The following is an 18053-nucleotide window of genomic DNA, read 5'->3' on the forward strand; positions in this document are numbered from 1 at the left end:
GAAGGGAGAGGGGGAAGGCGGCCTCCTCCACCTCACCCTCACCTTCCCCCACCCCGCTCCCCCGCCCCACCCCCTCCTCAAGGAGGCGGTGGAGAGGGCCGGGGGAAGCCTCTGGGCCGAGGGGAGCCGCCTCCACCTCCTCCTGCCCGCCCGGAAGGCCCCGAAGCTTTTCCTGCCCGAAGGCCCCCCGCCCCGGGCCGCGGTCTTTGACCTTGCCCTCCTCCAGGTCCCCGAGGCCCTCGAGGAAGCCCCCCTGGAGGGCCTCCTCTACACCGCCTTTGACCTGGAGACCACGGGGCTGGACCCCGCCAAAGACGCCATCGTGTCCATAGGAGCGGTCCACGTCCTAGGGACCAGGGTCCTCCGCCACGAGGTCCTCGAGGCCCTGGTGGACCCGGGCCGCCCCATTCCCAAGGCCTCCCAGGAGATCCACGGCCTTACCTGGGAAATGCTCCAGGGAAAGCCCCGGCTGGAGGAGGTCCTGCCCGCCTTCCGCGCCTTCATAGAGGACACCGTTCTCCTCGCCCACAACGGGGCCTTTGACATGGCCTTCCTGAAGCGGGCGGGGATAGACCACCCCCCCTTGGTGGACACCCTCCTCCTCGCCCACCTCCTCTTCCCCGACCTCAAGGACCACCGCCTGGAAGCCCTGGCGGAGCGCTTCGGAGTGCCCATCCTAGGGCGGCACACCGCCTTGGGGGACGCCCTCATGACCGCAGAGGTTTTCGCGCGCATGGTCCCCCTCCTCAAAGAGCGGGGCCTCCGCACCCTGGGGGCGGTGCTTTACGCCTGCGAGAGGCTCCCCTTGGCCAAGCTCAGGTACTGAGGCGGGCAAGGGCCTTCCGCCCGATGTCCTTCCGGTACACCGCCCCGGGAAAGCCCACCCGGGGAAGGAAAGCGTAGGCCCGCTCCAGGGCCTCTCCCAGGTCCTTCCCCAGGCCCACCACGTTTAGGACCCGCCCCCCGGCGCTCACGAGCCTGCCCCCTTCCCTCCGGGTCCCGGCGTGGAAGACCAAGACCCCTTCCGGGGGCTCGGGCACCTCTAGGGGGATCCCCCTCCTCGGGCTTTCGGGGTAGCCCGGGGCGGCCAGGACCACGCAGGCCGCGGCCCCCTCCTTCCAGGAAAGCCTCGTCCCCGCAAGCCTCCCCTCGGCCACCTTGAGGGCCAGGTCCACCAGGTCGTTCTCCAGGAGGGGGAGGAGGGCCTGGGCCTCGGGGTCGCCGAAGCGGGCGTTGAACTCCAGCACCTTGGGGCCTTCCCGGGTGAGCATGAGCCCGGCGTAGACCACCCCCCGGTAGACCACCCCTTCGGCCTCCAGCCCCCGGACGAGGGGCCAGAGGACCTCCTCCTCCACCCGCCTTAGGGTGGCCCCGTCCATGGGGTAGGGGGCCACCGCCCCCATCCCCCCGGTCATGGGGCCCTGGTCCCCGTCCAGGAGGCGCTTGTGGTCCTGGGAGGGAAGGAGGGGAAGGACGGCCTTTCCGTCGGTGAGGGCGAGGACCGTGGCCTCCTCCCCCTCGAGGTACTCCTCTATCACCACCTCTCCCCCTTCGGGACCGGAGAGAAGGTTGATCACCGCCTGCTTGGCCTGGTGCAGGTCAAAGGCCACCGTGACCCCCTTCCCCGCGGCGAGCCCGGAGTCCTTGACCACCACCGGCACCCCCACCTCCTCCAGGTACTCCAGGGCCTCGAGGGGCTCCTGGAAGACCCTATAGCGCGCCGTGGGGATGCCGTAGCGCTCCATGAGCCCCTTGGCGAAGGCCTTGGAGCCCTCAATCATGGCGGCCTTCTGCGTGGGGCCGAAGAGCAAAAGCCCCCGGGCCTGGAAGGCGTCGGCGATGCCCTCCACCAGGGGGGCCTCCGGGCCCACCAGGGTGAGGTCTATCCCCTCGGCAAGCGCCCAGTCCGCCAGGGCCTCCACGTCCCCGTTCCAGGGGACGAGTTCGGCCAGGGCCGCCATACCGGCGTTGCCGGGGGCGGCGTAGAGCCTCTCTACCTGTGGGCTTTGCGCCGCCTTCCAGAGGAGGGCGTGCTCCCGCCCCCCGCTTCCCACCACCAGGACCTTCATGGCGAGGATTCTACCCGCAAGGCCCCCTCCACCTGGACCCGGACCTCGGGGGGAAGCTCCGCCACCTCCTCCAGGAGGGCCGGGTCGGACCCACCAAGGAGGTGGGCGGCGAGGAAGGCGGCCCGCCCCCACTCCCCTCCTTGCCCCAGGAAGGCGGGGCCCACCCGCTCCTCCCGCCCCCAGGCCCTAAGGAGGGCCCAGGCCCGGAGGTAGAGGGGCTTTTCCCGCGGGGAGAGGACCTGGAAGGCCCGGGCCGCCTCCTCCCCGAGCCGCTCCTCCAGGTCGGAAGGCGGGGGGAAGGCGAGGCCCAGGAGGAGGAGGCGGACGGCCTTGGGGTAAAGCCGGTGCTCCAGGCGGAGGACGCGGGCCTCCAGGGTCTTCGGGGTGTCCCCGGGGAGAACGGGCACCCGCCCCTGGAGGAGGATGGGCCCCGTGTCCACCCCCTGGTCCACGAAGTGCACCGTGGAGCCGGTTTCCCGCTCCCCCGCGGCGAGGACCCGCTCGTGGACCCGAAGCCCCGGGTAGTCGGGGAGGAGGGAAGGGTGGAGGTTGAGGAGGCGGCCGTACCAGGGCTCCACGAAGCGGGGCGAGAGGAGGCGCATGAAGCCTGCCAGGAGGACGAGGTCCACCCGCCTTTCCTCCAGGAGCCCCAGGGCCTCTTCCTCAAAGGCCCGCCGCCCCCGCCAGGGGAGGGCCTGGGCCTCCACCCCGCGCCTTCTCGCCCTTTCCAGGGCGAAGGCCCCGGGGTTGTCCGAGACCACCAGGACCACCTCCCCCAAGGGGTGCCCCTGGGGGAAGGCTTCGAGGAGGGCCTCGAGGTTCGTCCCCCGCCCCGAGGCGAAGACCGCCATCCGGGCGGGCCGTCCCAAGGGAAAGGGCCCCATCTACGTACCCCACCGCGGCTTTTGCCACGGTGGAGGCCCCAAAAGCGCTTTCCCACAGCCCAAGCCCGGGTATCCCATGTTGCAGGGCCAACGCGCGGGCACCTAGCCTCCCAAGGCCTCGGGGTGGTGCTTCTGCCAGTAGCGCGCCAGGCCCTGGAGGTTCATGAAGGGGGGGTCGGCGAGGGCGTAAAGGCGCATGCCCGCCTCGTCCACCCCGGCCCTCCTCAGGCCCTCCCGCCAGTAGGCCTCAAAGCGCCGGACCATCTCCTCCTCGGAAAGCCCCTCCTTCAGGCGGTGGAGGACCCAGCCCGCCCAGGCCTCCAGGGTCTCCCGCAGGGCCTGGAGGTGGGCCTCCACGTCCCGGTAGGCGCCGAAGTGGGTGAGGTAGAGGGCCTTGGGGCGGAGGGCGAGGAGGCGGTCCAAGGAGGCGTACCAGCTCTCCAGGTGGATGTCCGGGGGCGGGGTTGGGGGCAAAACGGGCCCCGGGGCGATGCGCACCCCGGCCACGTCCCCGGTGAAGACGAGGTCCCCCACCCGGTAGGCGTGGTGGTGGCCCGCGTGCCCCGGGGTCTCCAGGGCCTGGACCTCGAGGCCGCCTAGGGCCACCACCTCCCCGTCGGCCAGGGGGCGCACCCTCTCCTTCGCGATCCCCCGGACCTCGCCCCAGAGGGCCTTTAAGGCGTCCCCGTAGATCCGCTCGGCGGAGGCCAGGAGCCTCGAGGGGTCCACCAGGTGGGGCGCTCCCTTGGGGTGGACGTAGACCGTGGCCCCAAGCTCGGCCAACCGCCAGGCCGCCCCCGCGTGGTCCAGGTGGATGTGGGTCACGAAGACGTGGCGCACCTCCTCGGGGGCCACCCCCTCCGCCCTCAAGGCCTCCACAAGCCGCGGGTAGCAGCTTTCCGGCCCCGTCTCCACGAGGACGGGCCCCTCCCCGGAGTCCAGGAGGAAGCTCGCGATGACCCGCTCCACCCCCTGGAAGCGGAGGTCCAAGACCTTCACCACGGCCTCTCCTCCTTGGGTCCGATAAGGGTGTGAAGGGTGCCCACGCCCTCCACCGCCACCTCAATCCGGTCCCCGGGGCTCAGGGCCCCCACGCCGGAAGGGGTCCCGGTGAGGACCACGTCCAAGGGCTCCAGGGTCATGAAGCCGGAGATGTAGGCGAGGATCTCCGCCACGCTGAAGATCATCTGGGAGGTGTGCCCCTCCTGCCTAAGCTCCCCGTTCACGTAGGCGCGGACCCAGGTGTTCTCTGGGTCCAGGTCGGTCTCCACCCAAGGGCCAAGGGGCAGGAACTTATCGGCGCTCTTGGCCCGGACCCACTGCAGGTCCTTCTTCTGCACGTCCCGGGCGGTGATGTCCACGGCCACGGTGTAGCCCAGGACGTGGTCCAGGGCTTTCTCGGGAGGGACGTTCCGCATCCTGTCCCCGACGACCACGGCGAGCTCCCCCTCGTAGTGGAGCTCCTCGGTGAAAAAGGGGTAGGGGACGGGCTCGGCGGTGCCCCAAGGGTCCCTGGGGTTCCCGGGCCGGGCCAGGGTGTTGGGCCCCTTGAGGAATAGGCCGGGCTCCTTGGGGAGGTCCTCGCCGAAGTCGTGGCCCATCTCCTTGATGTGCTCCCGGTAGTTCCGCCCCACGCAGACGACCTTGGTGGGGGTAGCCGGGGGCAAAAGGGTGACGGAGGCCAGGTCGTACCGCTTTCCCGTGGGGTTCCCCCCGGGGGCGTCCGTCTCCAGGACGAGCTCGCCCTCGAGGATTCCCCACCTCCCCTCGTTGAAGCGCAGGATCTTCATGCTCTAAAGCTACCATTTTCCCAAGAGGATTTGCAGGCCCCGGAGGAGGACCACCCCCGCCACCAAAAGCGCCCCCAGCCGGCCCTCGGCCGGGGCCAGGAAGAAAAGGGCCAGGTAGCCGAAGATGGCCCCGAAGGGGATGGGGTAAACCCCCTTCCGCCCCTTCCGCCAGTAGAGGAGGTGGTACGCCCCCGCCACCCCAAGGCCCAAAGCCGTGGCCCAAAGGGTCTCTTCGGGAAGCCAGGCCAGGAAGAAGCCCAAGGAAGGGGCGATCCCCCCTCCCCCCCGGAAGCGGAAGAAGAGGGGCCAGTTGTGCCCCGCCACCAGGGCCGCCCCGGCGTAGGGGCGGAGCCCAGGGGGGGTGAGGAGGGCGGCCAAGGCCCCCTTTCCCAGGTCAAAGAGGACCACCAAAAGGGCGGCCCAGGGGCCCCTTTGGCGGAAGACCCCCGAGCCCCCGGGAAGGTCCCTTCCCCGCGCCCCGGGAAAGAGGAGGAGCCCCCCCACCAGGGAGCCCAGGAGGTAGGCCAGGAGGAGGTGGGCCATGCCCCCATTCTTGCAAAGGCCGAGGCCCTGGCGTATCCTGAGGATGGAAGTTTCCATGAAGCGCTTCCACACGCCATGAGGAAGAAGCAACCCACCATCCACGAGGTGGCCGCCCGGGCCGGGGTGGGCCTGGGCACGGTGAGCCGGGTCCTCAACAACCACCCGGCGGTGCGCCCCGAGACCCGGGCCCGGGTCCTTAGGGCCATGGAGGAGCTGGGCTACACCCCCAACCCCCACGCCCGCAGGATCGCCGGGGGGCGGAGCTACACGGTGAGCGTCCTCCTGCCCTTCGTGGCCACGGAGTTTTACCGCAGGCTCATAGAGGGCCTCGAGGGGGTCCTCCTGGAAAAGCGCTACGACCTGGCCCTCTTCCCCATCCTCTCCCAGGCCCGGCTCAAGCGCTACCTGGAGAGCTCCACCCTGGCCTACCTCACCGACGGCCTCATCCTCGCCTCCTACGACCTCACGGAGCACTTTGAGGAAGGCCGCCTCCCCACCGACCGCCCCGTGGTCCTTGTGGACGCCAAAAACCCCCGGTACGACTCGGTCTACCTGGACAACTTCCTAGGGGGGAGGCTCGCCGGGGCTTACCTCGCCCGCTTCCCCGGGGCCATCTTCGCCATCAAGGTGGAGGAGGAACCGGACCGGGCCTTCCGCCACACCGTCTTCGCCGAGCGCATGGCGGGCTTCCTGGAGGCCCTAAAGGAGGCGGGCCGCCCCTTCCCGGAGGACCACCTCTACGTCACCCGCCTCTCCCAGGAAGGCGGGCGGCTCGCCCTACGCCACTTCCTGGAGAAGGCCTCCCCACCCTTAAGCGTCTTCGCCGGGGCGGACCAGGTGGCCCTGGGAGTCCTGGAGGAGGCCCAAAGGCTCGGCCTCACCCCCGGAAAGGACGTGCGGGTCCTGGGTTTTGACGGGCACCCCTTCACCGAAGAGGTGGGGCTTTCCACCATCGCCCAGCCCGTGGAGGCCATGGGGGCCAGAGCGGCCCAGCTCCTCCTGGAGAGGATGCAGGGCTACGCCGGAGCCCCCCGGGAGGTGCGCTTTGAGCCCACCCTGGTGGAAAGGACCTCCACCCTGACCCCGGGCCCCGCGCCCTACGTGCCCTAGAATCCTCCCATGGGCTTCTGGAACGCCTTGACCAACCTGGTGCGCTGGATCGTGGTCCTGCCGGTGGCGGGCCTTTTGCTTGGGGCCTTTTACTTCGCCTGGCACGCCTTTTGGGAGGCCGTGGGCGCCCTGGGGCAGGGCCTCGAGGCCGCCCTCCCCGCCCTGGTGGGGGCCGTGGACCTGGCCCTCCTCGCCGCCGTCTTCCTCATCTTCGGCGTGGGCCTTTTTGAGCTTTTCATCGGCAAGCTGGAGGTGCCCTTGGAAAACGTCCTGGCGGTCCAAAGCCTCGCCGACCTCAAGAACAAGCTGGGCCAGGTCATCGTCATGATCCTGGTGGTGAAGTTCTTTGAGAAGGCCCTGGCCTTCAAGCCAAAGGAGGCCCTGGACTTCCTCCTCTTCGCCGGGGGGGTGGCCCTTCTGAGCGCCGCCTTGTGGCTGGCGCGGGCCAAGGAGTAGGTGCTGGTCTACCTGGACCAAAACCACGCAAGCCGCATGGCCAAGCACCTCCTGGGCCAAAGGGGGCACGAGGCCTTCGGCAGGCTCTTCCAGGCCCTAAGGGGGAAGGCCCTCGCCCCTCCGAGCCCCTTCCACGTCCTGGAAACCCTCCATCCCCAGCGGGGCCCAAAGGAGAAGGCGGGCTACCTCCTCCCCGCCCTTCAGGAGGTCTTCGCCGCCCTCTCGGGGGGCCTTTGGGTGCGCCCCTGGCAGGAGGTGGCCCTCAGGCAGGAGAGGGGGCTTTACCGGGAGGACTTCCTCCACCGGGGGGGAAGCTGGGAGACCCCGGCGGACCTTTCCCCTTTCCAGGGGCTTCCCGAGGCCCTCCGGGGCCTCCCCTACCATGAGGCCCAAGCCCTCGCCCTGGAAGAGGTGCGAAAGCGCGCCGGGCTCAAGGAGGTGCCCTTTGCAAGGCTCCTCGCCCACCTCCTCGCCAAGATGGCCTCGGACCCCGGGCGCAAGCCCCGCCCCTCCGACCTCTTAGACGCGGTCATGGCGGCCACGGTCTACCCCTACGTGGACCTCCTCCTCACCGACCGCTACCTCCGAGCCCTCCTCCCCGAGAAAAGCGTGGGGGGAAGGCAAAAGGAGGTGGAGGCCCTGGTCAGCCGCCTCCAAGGGGAGTAGACTCCAGGGCGTGAGAGGGATCCGGGACCCCCGCCTCCTCCCCATCGCCGAGAAGGTGCTGGAAGGGAGGCGGCTTTCCTTTGAGGACGGCCTTTTGCTCTACCAAACCAAGGACCTCCCCACCCTCATGCGCCTCGCCAACCTGGTCCGGGAAAGGAAGCACGGGCACAAGACCTACTTCGTCCACTCCATCCGCGTCTCCCAGACCAACATCTGCTACGTGGGGTGCACCTTCTGCGCCTTCCAAAGGCGCTTCGGGGAGGAGGGGGCCTGGGACTGGGACGTGGAGGAGGTGGTGGCCTGGGTAAGGGCACGCTACCAGCCGGGGCTCACGGAGATCCACCTCACGGCGGGCCACCACCCCAAAAGGCCCTTCTCCTACTACCTGGACCTGGTGCGGGCCCTCAAGGAGAGCTTCCCCGGGGTGCAGGTGAAGGCCTGGACCGCGGCGGAGATCCACCACTTCTCCAAGATCGCCCGCCTCCCCTACCGGGAGGTCCTAAAGGCCCTGAAGGAGGCGGGCCTGGACGCCATGCCGGGAGGGGGGGCGGAGATCTTCGCCGAGAGGGTGCGGCGGAGGATCGCCCGGGCCAAGGTCTCGGCGGAAGGGTGGCTGGAGATCCACCGCACCGCCCACGAGCTCGGCATCCCCACCAACGCCACCATGCTCTACGGGCACATAGAGACCCTCGAGGAGCGCCTGGACCACATGGAGCGCTTAAGGCGGCTCCAGGACGAAACAGGGGGCTTCATGAGCTTCATCCCCCTGGCCTTCCAGCCCGACGGGAACCAGCTCGCCCGGGAACTCGGCAAAAGGGAGTTCACCACGGGCCTAGACGACCTCAGGAACCTAGCCGTGGCCCGGCTCTACCTGGACAACTTCCCCCACATCAAGGGGTACTGGGCCACCCTGACCCCCGAGCTCGCCCAGGTCTCCTTGGACTGGGGGGTCACGGACATAGACGGCACCCTCATAGAGGAGAGGATCGTCCACATGGCGGGCAGCCCCACGCCCCAGGGCCTCACCAAGCGGGAGCTCGCCCGGATCATCCTCATGGCGGGCCGGATCCCCGTGGAGCGGGACGCCCTCTACCGGGAGGTGCGGGTCTGGGACCAGGTGGAGGCGTGAGGCCCTACGTCCTGGGCCTTCCCCGCTACGCCAACGTCGCCCCCCTTCACCACTTCCTGAGGCTCGAGGGCCTCCAGGTCCTTTATGCCGTCCCCGCGGAGCTCAACCGCCTCCTTCTCTCGGGGGAGGTGGGGCTTTCCCTGGTCTCCAGCTACTTTTACCTCAAGCACCAGGACGCCTTGGGCCTCCTCACCGACTTCTCCGTGGCCGTGCTTGGCCCCGTGTACTCGGTGAACCTCTTTCACGTGAAGCCCCTCAGGGACCTCAAGCGGGTGGCCCTCACCACGGAAAGCGCCACCAGCGTGGCCCTGCTAAAGCTCCTCCTGAAGGAGGCCGGGGCCGAGCCCCGCTACGAAGGTCGGGAGGGAGGGCTGGAGCTCCTTTCCGCCTACGACGGCGTCCTCCTCATCGGCGATCGGGCCATTCAGGCCTACGCCGCCCTTCTTCGGGAAGTCCCCAGAACGCCCCACGCCCTCCCCACCCGCTTCGGGGAGGTGGAGGTGGCGGACCTCTCCACCCTGTGGTTTCAAAGGACCCGCCTCCCCTTCGTCTTCGCCGTCTGGGCCTACCGGAAGGAAAACCCTCCCCCCAAGGCCCTGGTGGAGGCCCTGAGGGAGGCCCGGCGGGAGGGCCTGGGGCGGCTTAGGGAGGTGGCCGAGGCGGAGGCCCAAAGGCTCGGCGTCCCCCCCCTCCTCCTCCAGCACTACCTCTGGAACTTCCGCTACCACCTGGAGGAACCCGACCGCTTGGGGTTAAAGGCCTTCGCCGAGGCCCTCGGCCTCCCCTTCGCCCCGGTGTTCTATCCCGAATAGCGGGCTTGCCTTGCAAAGATCAGGGCGACGGGTGTGTATTTAGGGTTCTTCTCTCCCTTCTCCCGCTCCCTCCGGGGTACTAGGCGAGCCCACCCCAAAAAGGTAGCGGATCTCCTCAATGAAGCGCTCCACCGAGTCAAACTCCCGGTAGACCGAGGCGAAGCGGATGTAGGCCACGTGGTCCAGGTCCTTGAGGAAGGCCATGGCCTTTAGGCCGATCTCCTCGGAGGAGATCTCGGGGCCCGGCACCTGGTCTTCAAAGGTGTAGGCGAAGCGCTTCAGGGCCTCCCGGTCCACGGGCCGCTTCTCGCAGGCGAGGAGGAGGCCCCTTAGGAGCTTGTCGGGGTTGAAGGGCTCTTTGCGGCCGTCCCGCTTGACCACCATGAGGGGCTCGAGCTGGGTGCGCTCGTAGGTGGTGAAGCGGCGTCCGCAGGAGGGGCACTCCCGCCGCCTGCGGATGGCCATGCCCTCGTCGGAGGGCCTCGAGTCCACCACCCGGGTGTCGGGGTGGCCGCAGTAGGGGCACTTCATGGCAGCTCCCTCAAGGCGGCGTAGGGTTCAAACTCCAAGGGGGGCTCGGGGAGCTGGACCTCGAGGACCACCCCCCGGATCCCCTCGGAGACCATGGACCCCAGGCCCAAAGCGGCCCGGACCAAGGGCAGGTCGTAGGGGTCGCCCACGGGGTCACGGGAGGGCACCACGCCGTTCACCCGCACCCCGGGGAAGGTGCGGGTGGCCCCCTCTATGAGGCCCTCCACCGCCTTACGCACGGAGACGGTGTGGGGCTCTATGCGGGCCGCGGGCGGTAGAACGATGGTCACGAACCCGCCTCCCGCCAGGTGCCTTAGCCCCTGCTGGAGGACGTAGAGGCTAGACTTCACGTCCTGGCTCATGAGGTCGTACCACTCGCCCTCCAAAAGCTCCACGAAGGGGGTCTTGCTCTCGGCGGTGGTCACGTGGACGATGCCGTCCAGAAGGCCAAAGAGCTCCTCCACCTTCTCAAAGGTGCTGGTCACGTCCAAGACCACGCTCATGTCCCCGCGGATGGGGATGGCCGTGGCCCCCAGGGCCTCCACCTCCGAGGCCACCCCCGTGGCGAGCTCCACCTCGGGGTCCACGGCGATGACCGTGGCCCCGTTGCGCCCGTACCCGTGGGCGATGGCCCGCCCGAACCCCCGGCCCGCGCCCGTGACCATGACGATCTTCCCCTCGAGGCCCAAGAGGTCCCGTGACATCAGGCCCATTGTACGGGAAAATAGGGGCATGGCCCGAATCCGCGTGGCCCAAGGGGACATCACCGAGTTCCGGGGGGACGCCATCGTCAACGCCGCCAACAACTACCTGAAGCTCGGGGCCGGGGTGGCGGGGGCCATCCTGAGGAAGGGGGGTCCCTCCATCCAGGAGGAGTGCGACCGCATCGGCAAGATCCAGGTGGGAGAGGCGGCGGTCACGGGGGCGGGGAACCTCCCCGTGCGCTACGTGATCCACGCCGCCGTCCTGGGGGACGAGCCCGCAAGCCTGGAGACGGTGCGTAAGGCCACGAAAAGCGCCCTGGAGAAGGCGGTGGAGCTTGGGCTAAGGACCCTGGCCTTTCCCCTCCTCGGCACCGGGGTGGGGGGGCTTCCCGTGGAGGCGGTGGCCCGGGCGATGCTGGAGGAGATCAAGAAGGCCCCGGACACCCTGGAGGTCACCCTCTACGGCTACCGCGAGGAGGACGCCGAGGCCATCCGCAGGGCGCTCTAGAGGGGTTTTCCGGTAGCGGACCAGGCGCGCCGCCTCCTTTGGGGCGGCGCGAAGGGGCGCGCGGGAAGGCCCCACCCCCGCAAGGACCGAAGGGCGAGGCCCTTCCTCAGGGAGCCCCCCCTTGCCCCGACCCCTCCCCCGGGGGCGGGGCCTGAACCTTGGGGAAGTAGCCCTGGGCGAGAAGCCGGAGGTCCGCCTCCCCCACCTTGCCGTCCCCGTCCAGGTCCCCCTTCAGCTCCTTCCCCTCCCGACCCCAGTTCTGGGCCAGGGCGAGAAGGTCGGCGAAGGGCCTCCCCCGGGAAGGGACCTGGCCCGAGGGCTTCCCCTCCTTGTCGTAGAGGACCACCTGGGGCGAAAGCCTCGGGGTGAGGGGCTTCTCCGGGGTGAGGAGGAGGCGGAAGGCCTCCTGGTCCTTGAGGGGCCTCGGGAAGGCCATGTCCAGGCGGAGGAGGCGGCTTTGGGGATCGTAGTCCAGGAGGTGGACGGGGCTTAGGGCCTCGAGGCTTGCGAGGTCGGGGCTGAGGCCAGGAAGGCGCACCTCCAGCTGGAAGCCCACCGCTTCCCGCCCCTCCACCCGGGCGAGGAGGAGGAAGGGCCCCTCCACCTGGGCCGGGGGGAGGACCAGGGTGAGCCTCGGCGGGGGCGGGTCGGAAACCGTGAGGGTGAGCTTCTGGGCCCGGCTGTTTTTGGCGGCATCCTCCACGGTGAGGATGAGGGCGAAGCTCCCCTTCTCCTTGGGCACCCCGGAAAGCCTTCCCCCCTGGAAGGTGAGGCCCTGGGGGAGCTTCCCGTCCAGGCCGAAGCTATAGGGGCGCACCCCTCCTTCGGCGCTGAAGACCGCCTGGTAGGGCTCCCCCAGGTAGGCCGGGGGAAGAGCGGTGGCGGTGAGGCGCAAGGGGTCCAGGCCCGCTCCCACGTCCTGGGCGCCGCAGGCGGCGAGGAGGAGGGCCAGGGGCCAAAGCTTCCGCATGAGCCAAGTCTAGCGGGTATAGTTGAGGGCATGGTGAAGCCGGACTGGTGGATCCGGGAGATGGCGAGGAAGGGCATGATTGAGCCCTTTGAGGAGAGGCTCGTGCGGGAGGGGGTCATCAGCTACGGGCTTTCCTCCTTCGGGTACGACCTCCGGGCCGCCCCGGAGTGGAAGATCTTCACCAACGTCTTCTCCAGCGTGGTGGACCCCAAGCGCTTTGATCCCAAAAGCTTCGTGGAGTACGAGGGGGAGGAGGTGGTGATCCCCCCCAACTCCTTCGCCCTCACCCGGAGCGTTGAGTACATCCGCATGCCGGACAACGTCATCGCCATCGCCCTGGGCAAGAGCACCTACGCCCGGTGCGGCATCGTGGCCAACGTGACCCCCCTGGAGCCCGGCTGGGAGGGCCACGTCACCCTGGAGATCTCCAACACCACCCCCCTTCCCGCCAAGGTCTACGCAGGCGAAGGCATCGTCCAGCTCCTCTTCCTGGAAGGCCCCCGCCCCGAGGTCACCTACCGGGACCGCAAGGGCAAGTACCAGGGGCAGAAGGGCATCACCCTGCCCCGGGTCTAGGCCATGATCCCCGAGGGCACCCGCTTCCTCCTGCCCCCCGAGGCCCGGCTCAAGGCCGAGGCGGTGGGGAAGCTCCAGGACCTCTTCCGGCGCCACGGCTACGAGCCCGTGGAGCTTCCCGCCCTGGAGCTTTACGACCCCGACCACCCCCTGGCAGAAAGGGCCTTCAAGCTGGTGGACAAGACGGGGGAAGTGCTCTCCTTAAGGAGCGAGTTCACCACCCTCCTCGCCAAGCTCCTCCGGGCCCACCTGGGGGAGGGGGTCCACCGCTTCCAGTACGCCGGGGCCCTTTGGCTTCGGGAGGCGGACGCGGAGCTTGGGCGCCTGAGGGAGTACACCCAGGTGGGCCTGGAGCTCTTGGGGGCCACGGGGCCCTTGGCGGACGCCGAGGTGCTTGAGCTCGCCTTCGCCGCCCTCGAGGCCCTCGGGGTGGAGGGCGTGGTGGAGGTGGGCCTCCCGAGCCTCGTGGGGGAGGTGCTTCGGGCCTTGGGGCTTCCTGAGGCCCTGCAGAAGCGGGTACAGCAGGCCGTCCACCGCAAGAACCTGCCCGAGCTGAAGGGGCTTCTCGCGCAAAGCCCCGTCCCCGAGGAGGCGAGGCGGGCCCTCCTCGCCCTCCCCGACCTCTACGGGGGGGAGGAGGTTCTTAAGGAAGCGCGAAGCCTCCCCCTTCCCCCCAAGGCCCGGGAGGCCCTGAAGGGCCTGGAAAAGACCCTGCACCTCCTGGGGAGGCCCGTCCTCCTGGACCTGGGCATGGCCCGGCGCTACGAGTACTACTCGGGGATCTTCTTCCGGGCCTACACCCCGGGCTTCGGCCTCCCCCTCCTCGGGGGCGGGCGGTACGACGGGGCCCTCCTCCCCAAGGCCGCGGGCTTCGCCCTGGGGGTGGAGAGGCTCCTCGAGGCCCTCAAGCCCCCCCAGGAGGAGGCGGCCCCCGAGGTCCTGGCCCTGGACCTAAAGGCCCTCCGCCGCTTCGCCCGGGAGAGGCGCACGGAGCTTTTCCACGGGGAAGACCCCCTGGCCTACGCCAAAAGGCGCGGCATCCCCTTCCTCGCCCGGGGGGAGGAGCTTTGGAGGGTGGAATGAGGCGCTTTTCCCTCACCGTGGCCCTGCCCAAGGGGCGGATGTTCCAGGAGGCCTACGAGGCCCTGAGGCGGGCCGGGCTGGACCTCCCCGAGGTGGAAGGGGAAAGGACCCTCCTCCACGGGAAGGAGGGCGGCGTGGCCCTTCTGGAGCTCCGCAACAAGGACGTCCCCGTCTACGTGGACCTGGGGATCGCCGAGATCGGGGTGGTGGGCAAGGACGTGCTTTTGGACTCGGGGCGGGACCTTTTTGAGCCCGTGGACCTGGGTTTCGGCGCCTGCCGCCTCTCCCTCATAAGGCGCCCCCACGACACGGGGCCCATCCGCCGCATCGCCACCAAGTACCCCACCTTCACCGCCCGCCTCCTCAAGGAAAGGGGCTGGGCGGCGGACGTGGTGGAGCTTTCCGGGAACATTGAGCTCGCCGCGGTCACGGGCCTCGCCGACGCCGTGGTGGACGTGGTGCAAACCGGGGCCACCCTGAGGGCGGCGGGGCTTATTGAGGTGGAGGTCCTCGCCCGCTCCACGGCGAGGCTCGTGGTGAACCGGCAGGCGCTTAAGCTCAAGCGGGAGGTCCTCAAGTCCTTGATCCAGAGGCTCAGGGAGCTTGCCCCATGAGGGAACGCACCGAGGCGCGAAGGCACAAGATAGAAGAAGTCCTAAGAAGGCGGCAGCCCGACCTCACCGTCCTCCTGGAGAACGTGCACAAGCCCCACAACCTCTCGGCCATCCTGCGCACCTGCGACGCCGTGGGGGTCCTCGAGGCCCACGCCGTGAACCCCACGGGCGGGGTGCCCACCTTCAACGAGACGAGCGGAGGGAGCCACAAGTGGGTCTACCTGCGGGTGCACGAGGGCATCCAGGAAGCCTTCCGGTACCTGAAGGAGCGGGGCTTCCGGGTCTACGCCACGGCCCTTAGGGAGGACGCCCAGGACTTCCGGGAGGTGGACTACACGGAGCCCACCTGCGTCCTCTTCGGCGCGGAGAAGTGGGGGGTTTCCGAGGAGGCCCTGGCCCTGGCGGATGGGGCCATCAGGATCCCCATGTTCGGCATGGTCCAGAGCCTGAACGTCTCCGTGGCCGCCGCCGTGATCCTCTTTGAAGCCCAGCGGCAGAGGCTGAAGGCGGGGCTTTATGAAAAACCCCGCCTGGACCCGGAGCTCTACCAAAAGGTGCTCGCCGACTGGCTCAGGAAGTAACGTACGTGAGCCAGCCCTCGTACTCGGGCCGCCGCCCGGTGGCGGCCTCGAGGTAGACCTCCCGAAGCCTAAGGGCGATGGGGCCCGCCGTCCCCTTCCCGATGGGCCGCCAGTCAATCATGGACACCGGGGTCACCTCGGCGGCGGTGCCGGTCATGAAGACCTCGTCGGCCATGTAGAGCTGGTCCCGGGTGGCCCGCACCACCTGGACCTCGTAGCCCAGGTCCTTGGCGATGCGGATCACGGAGTCCCGGGTGATGCCCTCGAGGTTCACCGAGTGCTCCAGGGCGTAGATCACCCCGTCCCGCACGAAGAAAAGGTTCTCCCCGCTCCCCTCGGCCACGTACCCCTCCTCGTCCAAGAGGAGGGCTTCATCCGCCCCGGCCGCCACCGCCTCCATCTTGGCCAGGGCCGAGTTCACGTAGTTGCCGCCCACCTTGGCCTTGCCCGGCATCACGTTGGCGGGGAAGCGGGCCCAGGAGCTGGTGATGAGCCTGGCTCCCTTGCGCACCGCCTCCTCTCCCAGGTAGGCCCCCCACTCCCAGGCGGCCACCATCACCTCGGCGGGGTTGTTGGGAAGGGGGTTCACCCCGAGGGCCTTCGCCCCCATCCAGGCCAGGGGGCGGATGTAGCAGCTCTTGTAGCCGTTTTTCCGCACCACCTCCTTGATGGCCTCCTCTAGCTCCTCGGGGGCGAAGGGAATCTCCATGCGGAGCACCTTGGCGGAGTTGTAGAAGCGCCGCACGTGCTCCTTGAGCCGGAAAATGGCGGGACCTTTGGGGGTCTCGTAGGCCCTTATTCCTTCAAAAACGCTCGTGCCGTAGTGCAGGGCGTGGCTTAGGACGCTGGTCTTGGCCTCCTCCTGGGGCACCAGGGCCCCGTTCATCCAGATGAGCCCGGCCTTGATCTGCGCGTCGCCGCCCTTGGCCTCAGGCTTGGTCATGGCGAACCTCCGCCCCCATCATAGCGCTTTTTCCCACGCGGGCTTCTAAACGCACCTATACCGCCCCGTACCTCCCCCCGGGGAGGGCCTGGGCCAGGCCCTTCACCTCCAAGAGGGTGAGGAGGGCGAGCACCCTTTCCGCCGGGAGGCCCAGGGCCTCGGCCAGGTCGTCGGGCAGGGCCTCGCCCTGGCGCAGGCGCTCGTAAAGCCTGGCCTCCTCGGGGGAGAGGTCCGAGGGGGGCTTGGGCTTTCCGGAAAAGCCCAGGTAGGAGAGCACGTCCTCCGCCCCGAGCACCGGGTAGGCCCCGTCCTGGATGAGGCGGTTGGCCCCTAGGGAGCCTTGGTCCGTGGGCCTTCCGGGCACGGCCAGCACCTCCTTGCCGAGCTCCAGGGCGTGGCGGGCGGTGATGAGGGCTCCGGAGTCCGGGGGGGCCTCCACCACCACCACCGCCCGGCAAAGCCCGGCGATGAGGCGGTTCCTCCGGGGGAAGAACTCGGGCTTGGGCCCGGTTCCGAAGGGGAACTCGGAGAGGAGGTCCATCCTTTGCGCCAGGGAGCGGTTTTCCGGGGGGTAGACCCGGTCCAAGGCGCTTCCCAGGACCCCCAGGGTGCGCCCGCCCCCCTCCAGGGCCCCCAGGTGGGCCTCCCGGTCTATCCCCCGGGCGAGGCCCGAGACCACCCAAAGCCCGGCCTCGGCGAGCTCCCGGGCAAGCCTCCGGGCGAAGGCCAAGGCCCAAGGGGAGGCCCTGCGGGTGCCCACCAGGGCCACCGCCTTCCCCTCCTCGGGAAGCTCTCCCTTCAGGTAGAGGTGGGTGGGGGGTTGGGGAAGCGCCTTCAGCCCCTCGGGGAAACCCTCTTCCCAAAGGCCCACGAGGCGCACGCCCATCCCCTCCGCGAGGCGCCTTTCCGCCGCCGCCCGCTCCTCGGCCTCGGGCAGGCGCCGCCAGGCCTCGGGGAAGCGTTCCTGGAGGAAGCCCGCGGGATCCTCCGCCTCTAGGGCCTCCAAAAGCCGCTTCGGGCCGATGCCCGGGAGGAAGGCCAAGGCCAAAGGGTCCACGCCTGGAGTATACTGGAAGCCTTGGAAGGTCCGGCCCCTGCCCCAAGGGGCAAATCCGGAGGGCCGGGATCACCTAAACGCCATGGAAGAGAAGACCTACTCCGGCTTTGTGGCCATCGTGGGCAAGCCCAACGTGGGCAAGTCCACCCTGCTCAACAACCTCTTGGGGACCAAGGTGGCCCCCATAAGCCCCCGCCCCCAGACCACGAGGAAGCGCCTCCGGGGTGTTCTCACCGAGGGAAGGCGCCAGATCGTCTTCGTGGACACCCCGGGCCTCCACAAGCCCATGGACGCCCTGGGGGAGTTCATGGACCAGGAGGTCTACGAGGCCCTTTCCGACGTGAACGCCGTGGTCTGGGTGGTGGACCTGCGCCGCCCCCCCACCCCCGAGGACGAGCTGGTGGCCAAGGCCCTAAGGCCCTTGGCGGGCAAGGTGCCCATCCTCCTCGTGGGCAACAAGCTGGACGAGGCCAAGTACCCCGAGGAGGCGCTAAAGGCCTACCACGCCCTCCTCCCCGAGGCCCTGCCCCGGAAGCTTTCCGCCCTGGACCCGAAGCAGGTGGCCTCCCTCAAGGCGGAGCTCCTCGCCCTCCTCCCCGAGGGCCCCTTCTACTACCCCGAGGACCACCCCAAGGGGGACCAGACCTTCGGGGAGTGGGTGGCGGAGATCCTCCGGGAAGAGGCCATGAAGCGCCTCTGGCACGAGGTGCCCTACGCCATCGCCACCAAGGTGGAGGAGGTGGCGGAGCGGGAAAACGGCGTGCTTTACCTCAAGGCGGTGATCTACGTGGAGCGCCCCTCCCAGAAGGGCATCGTCATCGGGGAGGGGGGAAGGAAGCTCAAGGAGATCGGTCAGGCGGCGAGGAAGCAGCTGGAGGCCCTGCTGGGGCGCAGGGTGTACCTGGACCTCGAGGTCAAGGTCTACCCCGACTGGCGCAAGGACCCCGAGGCCTTGAGGGAGCTCGGCTACCGCTCCTCCGTAGGGTGAGGCGAAAGGCGGCGCGCCCGGGCCTTGGGGAGTAGCATA

22 protein-coding genes are annotated in these 18053 nt (G+C 69.2%); 12 read left to right on the forward strand and 10 right to left on the reverse strand.

Translation table 11 applies throughout. From position 1 onward, the window contains the following. A partial coding sequence (locus ABJK26_RS08605) for a 3'-5' exonuclease (RefSeq protein WP_347241872.1) occupies positions 1–826 on the forward strand: 826 nt, incomplete at its 5' end. On the opposite strand, the gene purD is transcribed toward ABJK26_RS08605, so the two are convergent. From purD to ABJK26_RS08630, 5 genes are all read right to left on the reverse strand, one after another. Further along, positions 816–2069, reverse strand: coding sequence for a phosphoribosylamine--glycine ligase (purD, locus tag ABJK26_RS08610; protein WP_347241873.1), 1254 nt, complete (start codon positions 2067–2069; stop codon positions 816–818). The genes ABJK26_RS08605 and purD overlap by 11 nt on opposite strands. Beyond that, a complete protein-coding gene (purN, locus tag ABJK26_RS08615; protein ID WP_347241874.1) occupies positions 2066–2953 on the reverse strand; it encodes a phosphoribosylglycinamide formyltransferase in 888 nt (295 codons plus the stop codon). Before purN ends, purD begins: the two co-directional genes overlap by 4 nt. Positions 2954–3055: 102 nt before the next feature. After that, positions 3056–3955 carry an MBL fold metallo-hydrolase gene (locus ABJK26_RS08620; RefSeq protein WP_347241875.1) on the reverse strand — a complete coding sequence of 300 codons (900 nt, stop codon included), beginning with the start codon at positions 3953–3955 and terminating at the stop codon, positions 3056–3058. After that, positions 3949–4743, reverse strand: coding sequence for a fumarylacetoacetate hydrolase family protein (locus ABJK26_RS08625; protein ID WP_347241876.1), 795 nt, complete (start codon positions 4741–4743; stop codon positions 3949–3951). Before ABJK26_RS08625 ends, ABJK26_RS08620 begins: the two co-directional genes overlap by 7 nt. 9 nt (positions 4744–4752) lie before the next feature. Then, a complete protein-coding gene (locus ABJK26_RS08630) occupies positions 4753–5286 on the reverse strand; it encodes a glycerol-3-phosphate acyltransferase (RefSeq protein WP_347241893.1) in 534 nt (177 codons plus the stop codon). 75 nt (positions 5287–5361) lie between these two features. Between ABJK26_RS08630 and ABJK26_RS08635 the strand changes: the two genes are divergently transcribed. From ABJK26_RS08635 to ABJK26_RS08655, 5 genes are read left to right on the forward strand one after another with little or no spacing between them, the layout of a single operon-like run. Next, positions 5362–6396 (forward strand): substrate-binding domain-containing protein, encoded by a 1035-nt coding sequence (locus tag ABJK26_RS08635; protein ID WP_347241877.1) that lies wholly within the window; start codon positions 5362–5364, stop codon positions 6394–6396. 9 nt (positions 6397–6405) lie between these two features. Beyond that, complete coding sequence (locus tag ABJK26_RS08640) at positions 6406–6852, forward strand: YqhA family protein (protein ID WP_347241878.1); 447 nt, start codon at positions 6406–6408, stop codon at positions 6850–6852. Further along, positions 6853–7518, forward strand: a complete 666-nt coding sequence (locus tag ABJK26_RS08645; RefSeq protein ID WP_347241879.1) for a hypothetical protein — start codon at positions 6853–6855, stop codon at positions 7516–7518. 10 nt (positions 7519–7528) lie between these two features. Further along, entirely contained in the window at positions 7529–8647 is a 1119-nt protein-coding gene (mqnE, locus tag ABJK26_RS08650) for an aminofutalosine synthase MqnE (protein ID WP_347241880.1), read from the forward strand. Next, complete coding sequence (locus tag ABJK26_RS08655) at positions 8644–9459, forward strand: menaquinone biosynthesis protein (RefSeq protein ID WP_347241881.1); 816 nt, start codon at positions 8644–8646, stop codon at positions 9457–9459. The genes mqnE and ABJK26_RS08655 overlap by 4 nt, the downstream gene beginning before the upstream one ends. A 39-nt stretch (positions 9460–9498) precedes the next feature. On the opposite strand, the gene nrdR is transcribed toward ABJK26_RS08655, so the two are convergent. Continuing rightward, positions 9499–9990, reverse strand: a complete 492-nt coding sequence (nrdR, locus tag ABJK26_RS08660) for a transcriptional regulator NrdR (RefSeq protein ID WP_347241882.1) — start codon at positions 9988–9990, stop codon at positions 9499–9501. After that, the gene (locus tag ABJK26_RS08665) at positions 9987–10694 is read right to left on the reverse strand and encodes an SDR family NAD(P)-dependent oxidoreductase (RefSeq protein WP_347241883.1); all 708 of its coding nucleotides are present in this window, start codon (positions 10692–10694) and stop codon (positions 9987–9989) included. Before ABJK26_RS08665 ends, nrdR begins: the two co-directional genes overlap by 4 nt. Positions 10695–10722: 28 nt before the next feature. On the opposite strand from ABJK26_RS08665, the gene ABJK26_RS08670 reads away from it, so the two are divergent. Next, a complete protein-coding gene (locus ABJK26_RS08670; protein WP_347241884.1) occupies positions 10723–11202 on the forward strand; it encodes a macro domain-containing protein in 480 nt (159 codons plus the stop codon). 106 nt (positions 11203–11308) lie between these two features. Here ABJK26_RS08670 and ABJK26_RS08675 read toward each other — a convergent pair whose 3' ends face one another. Continuing rightward, positions 11309–12172, reverse strand: a complete 864-nt coding sequence (locus tag ABJK26_RS08675; protein WP_347241885.1) for a putative Ig domain-containing protein — start codon at positions 12170–12172, stop codon at positions 11309–11311. A 30-nt stretch (positions 12173–12202) separates the two neighbouring features. Here ABJK26_RS08675 and dcd point away from each other — a divergent pair, with 30 nt between their 5' ends. Genes dcd through trmH form a run of 4 tightly spaced genes read left to right on the forward strand, consistent with a single transcriptional unit; the run spans position 12203 to position 15026 of the window. Continuing rightward, positions 12203–12748, forward strand: coding sequence for a dCTP deaminase (gene dcd, locus ABJK26_RS08680; protein ID WP_347241886.1), 546 nt, complete (start codon positions 12203–12205; stop codon positions 12746–12748). Positions 12749–12751: 3 nt separating this feature from the next. Further along, complete coding sequence (locus ABJK26_RS08685; protein WP_347241887.1) at positions 12752–13831, forward strand: ATP phosphoribosyltransferase regulatory subunit; 1080 nt, start codon at positions 12752–12754, stop codon at positions 13829–13831. Beyond that, positions 13828–14445, forward strand: a complete 618-nt coding sequence (gene hisG, locus ABJK26_RS08690) for an ATP phosphoribosyltransferase (protein ID WP_347241888.1) — start codon at positions 13828–13830, stop codon at positions 14443–14445. Before ABJK26_RS08685 ends, hisG begins: the two co-directional genes overlap by 4 nt. Continuing rightward, positions 14442–15026 (forward strand): tRNA (guanosine(18)-2'-O)-methyltransferase TrmH, encoded by a 585-nt coding sequence (gene trmH / locus ABJK26_RS08695; protein WP_347241889.1) that lies wholly within the window; start codon positions 14442–14444, stop codon positions 15024–15026. The genes hisG and trmH overlap by 4 nt, the downstream gene beginning before the upstream one ends. On the opposite strand, the gene ABJK26_RS08700 is transcribed toward trmH, so the two are convergent. Both ABJK26_RS08700 and dprA read right to left on the reverse strand, forming a co-directional pair. Beyond that, positions 15016–15969, reverse strand: coding sequence for a branched-chain amino acid transaminase (locus tag ABJK26_RS08700; RefSeq protein ID WP_347241890.1), 954 nt, complete (start codon positions 15967–15969; stop codon positions 15016–15018). The genes trmH and ABJK26_RS08700 overlap by 11 nt on opposite strands. A gap of 55 nt (positions 15970–16024) precedes the next feature. After that, positions 16025–17026, reverse strand: a complete 1002-nt coding sequence (gene dprA, locus ABJK26_RS08705; protein WP_347241891.1) for a DNA-processing protein DprA — start codon at positions 17024–17026, stop codon at positions 16025–16027. An 82-nt stretch (positions 17027–17108) separates the two neighbouring features. Between dprA and era the strand changes: the two genes are divergently transcribed. Beyond that, positions 17109–18014, forward strand: coding sequence for a GTPase Era (gene era, locus ABJK26_RS08710; protein ID WP_347241892.1), 906 nt, complete (start codon positions 17109–17111; stop codon positions 18012–18014). Positions 18015–18053 lie beyond the last annotated feature (39 nt).

Origin of the sequence: Thermus sp., from assembly GCF_039793865.1 — a bacterium.
In the GTDB taxonomy this organism is placed as follows: domain Bacteria; phylum Deinococcota; class Deinococci; order Deinococcales; family Thermaceae; genus Thermus.

Excerpts from the sequence above, each read along its gene's own strand:
- purD (WP_347241873.1), bottom strand. The coding sequence starts at position 2,069 with ATGAAGGTCCTGGTGGTGGGAAGCGGGGGGCGGGAGCACGCCCTCCTC.
- purN (WP_347241874.1), bottom strand. The coding sequence starts at position 2,953 with ATGGGGCCCTTTCCCTTGGGACGGCCCGCCCGGATGGCGGTCTTCGCC.
- ABJK26_RS08625 (WP_347241876.1), bottom strand. The coding sequence starts at position 4,743 with ATGAAGATCCTGCGCTTCAACGAGGGGAGGTGGGGAATCCTCGAGGGC.
- ABJK26_RS08630 (WP_347241893.1), bottom strand. The coding sequence starts at position 5,286 with ATGGCCCACCTCCTCCTGGCCTACCTCCTGGGCTCCCTGGTGGGGGGG.
- ABJK26_RS08635 (WP_347241877.1), top strand. The coding sequence starts at position 5,362 with ATGAGGAAGAAGCAACCCACCATCCACGAGGTGGCCGCCCGGGCCGGG.
- ABJK26_RS08640 (WP_347241878.1), top strand. The coding sequence starts at position 6,406 with ATGGGCTTCTGGAACGCCTTGACCAACCTGGTGCGCTGGATCGTGGTC.
- nrdR (WP_347241882.1), bottom strand. The coding sequence starts at position 9,990 with ATGAAGTGCCCCTACTGCGGCCACCCCGACACCCGGGTGGTGGACTCG.
- ABJK26_RS08665 (WP_347241883.1), bottom strand. The coding sequence starts at position 10,694 with ATGTCACGGGACCTCTTGGGCCTCGAGGGGAAGATCGTCATGGTCACG.
- ABJK26_RS08670 (WP_347241884.1), top strand. The coding sequence starts at position 10,723 with ATGGCCCGAATCCGCGTGGCCCAAGGGGACATCACCGAGTTCCGGGGG.
- ABJK26_RS08675 (WP_347241885.1), bottom strand. The coding sequence starts at position 12,172 with ATGCGGAAGCTTTGGCCCCTGGCCCTCCTCCTCGCCGCCTGCGGCGCC.
- dcd (WP_347241886.1), top strand. The coding sequence starts at position 12,203 with ATGGTGAAGCCGGACTGGTGGATCCGGGAGATGGCGAGGAAGGGCATG.
- ABJK26_RS08685 (WP_347241887.1), top strand. The coding sequence starts at position 12,752 with ATGATCCCCGAGGGCACCCGCTTCCTCCTGCCCCCCGAGGCCCGGCTC.
- hisG (WP_347241888.1), top strand. The coding sequence starts at position 13,828 with ATGAGGCGCTTTTCCCTCACCGTGGCCCTGCCCAAGGGGCGGATGTTC.
- trmH (WP_347241889.1), top strand. The coding sequence starts at position 14,442 with ATGAGGGAACGCACCGAGGCGCGAAGGCACAAGATAGAAGAAGTCCTA.
- ABJK26_RS08700 (WP_347241890.1), bottom strand. The coding sequence starts at position 15,969 with ATGACCAAGCCTGAGGCCAAGGGCGGCGACGCGCAGATCAAGGCCGGG.
- era (WP_347241892.1), top strand. The coding sequence starts at position 17,109 with ATGGAAGAGAAGACCTACTCCGGCTTTGTGGCCATCGTGGGCAAGCCC.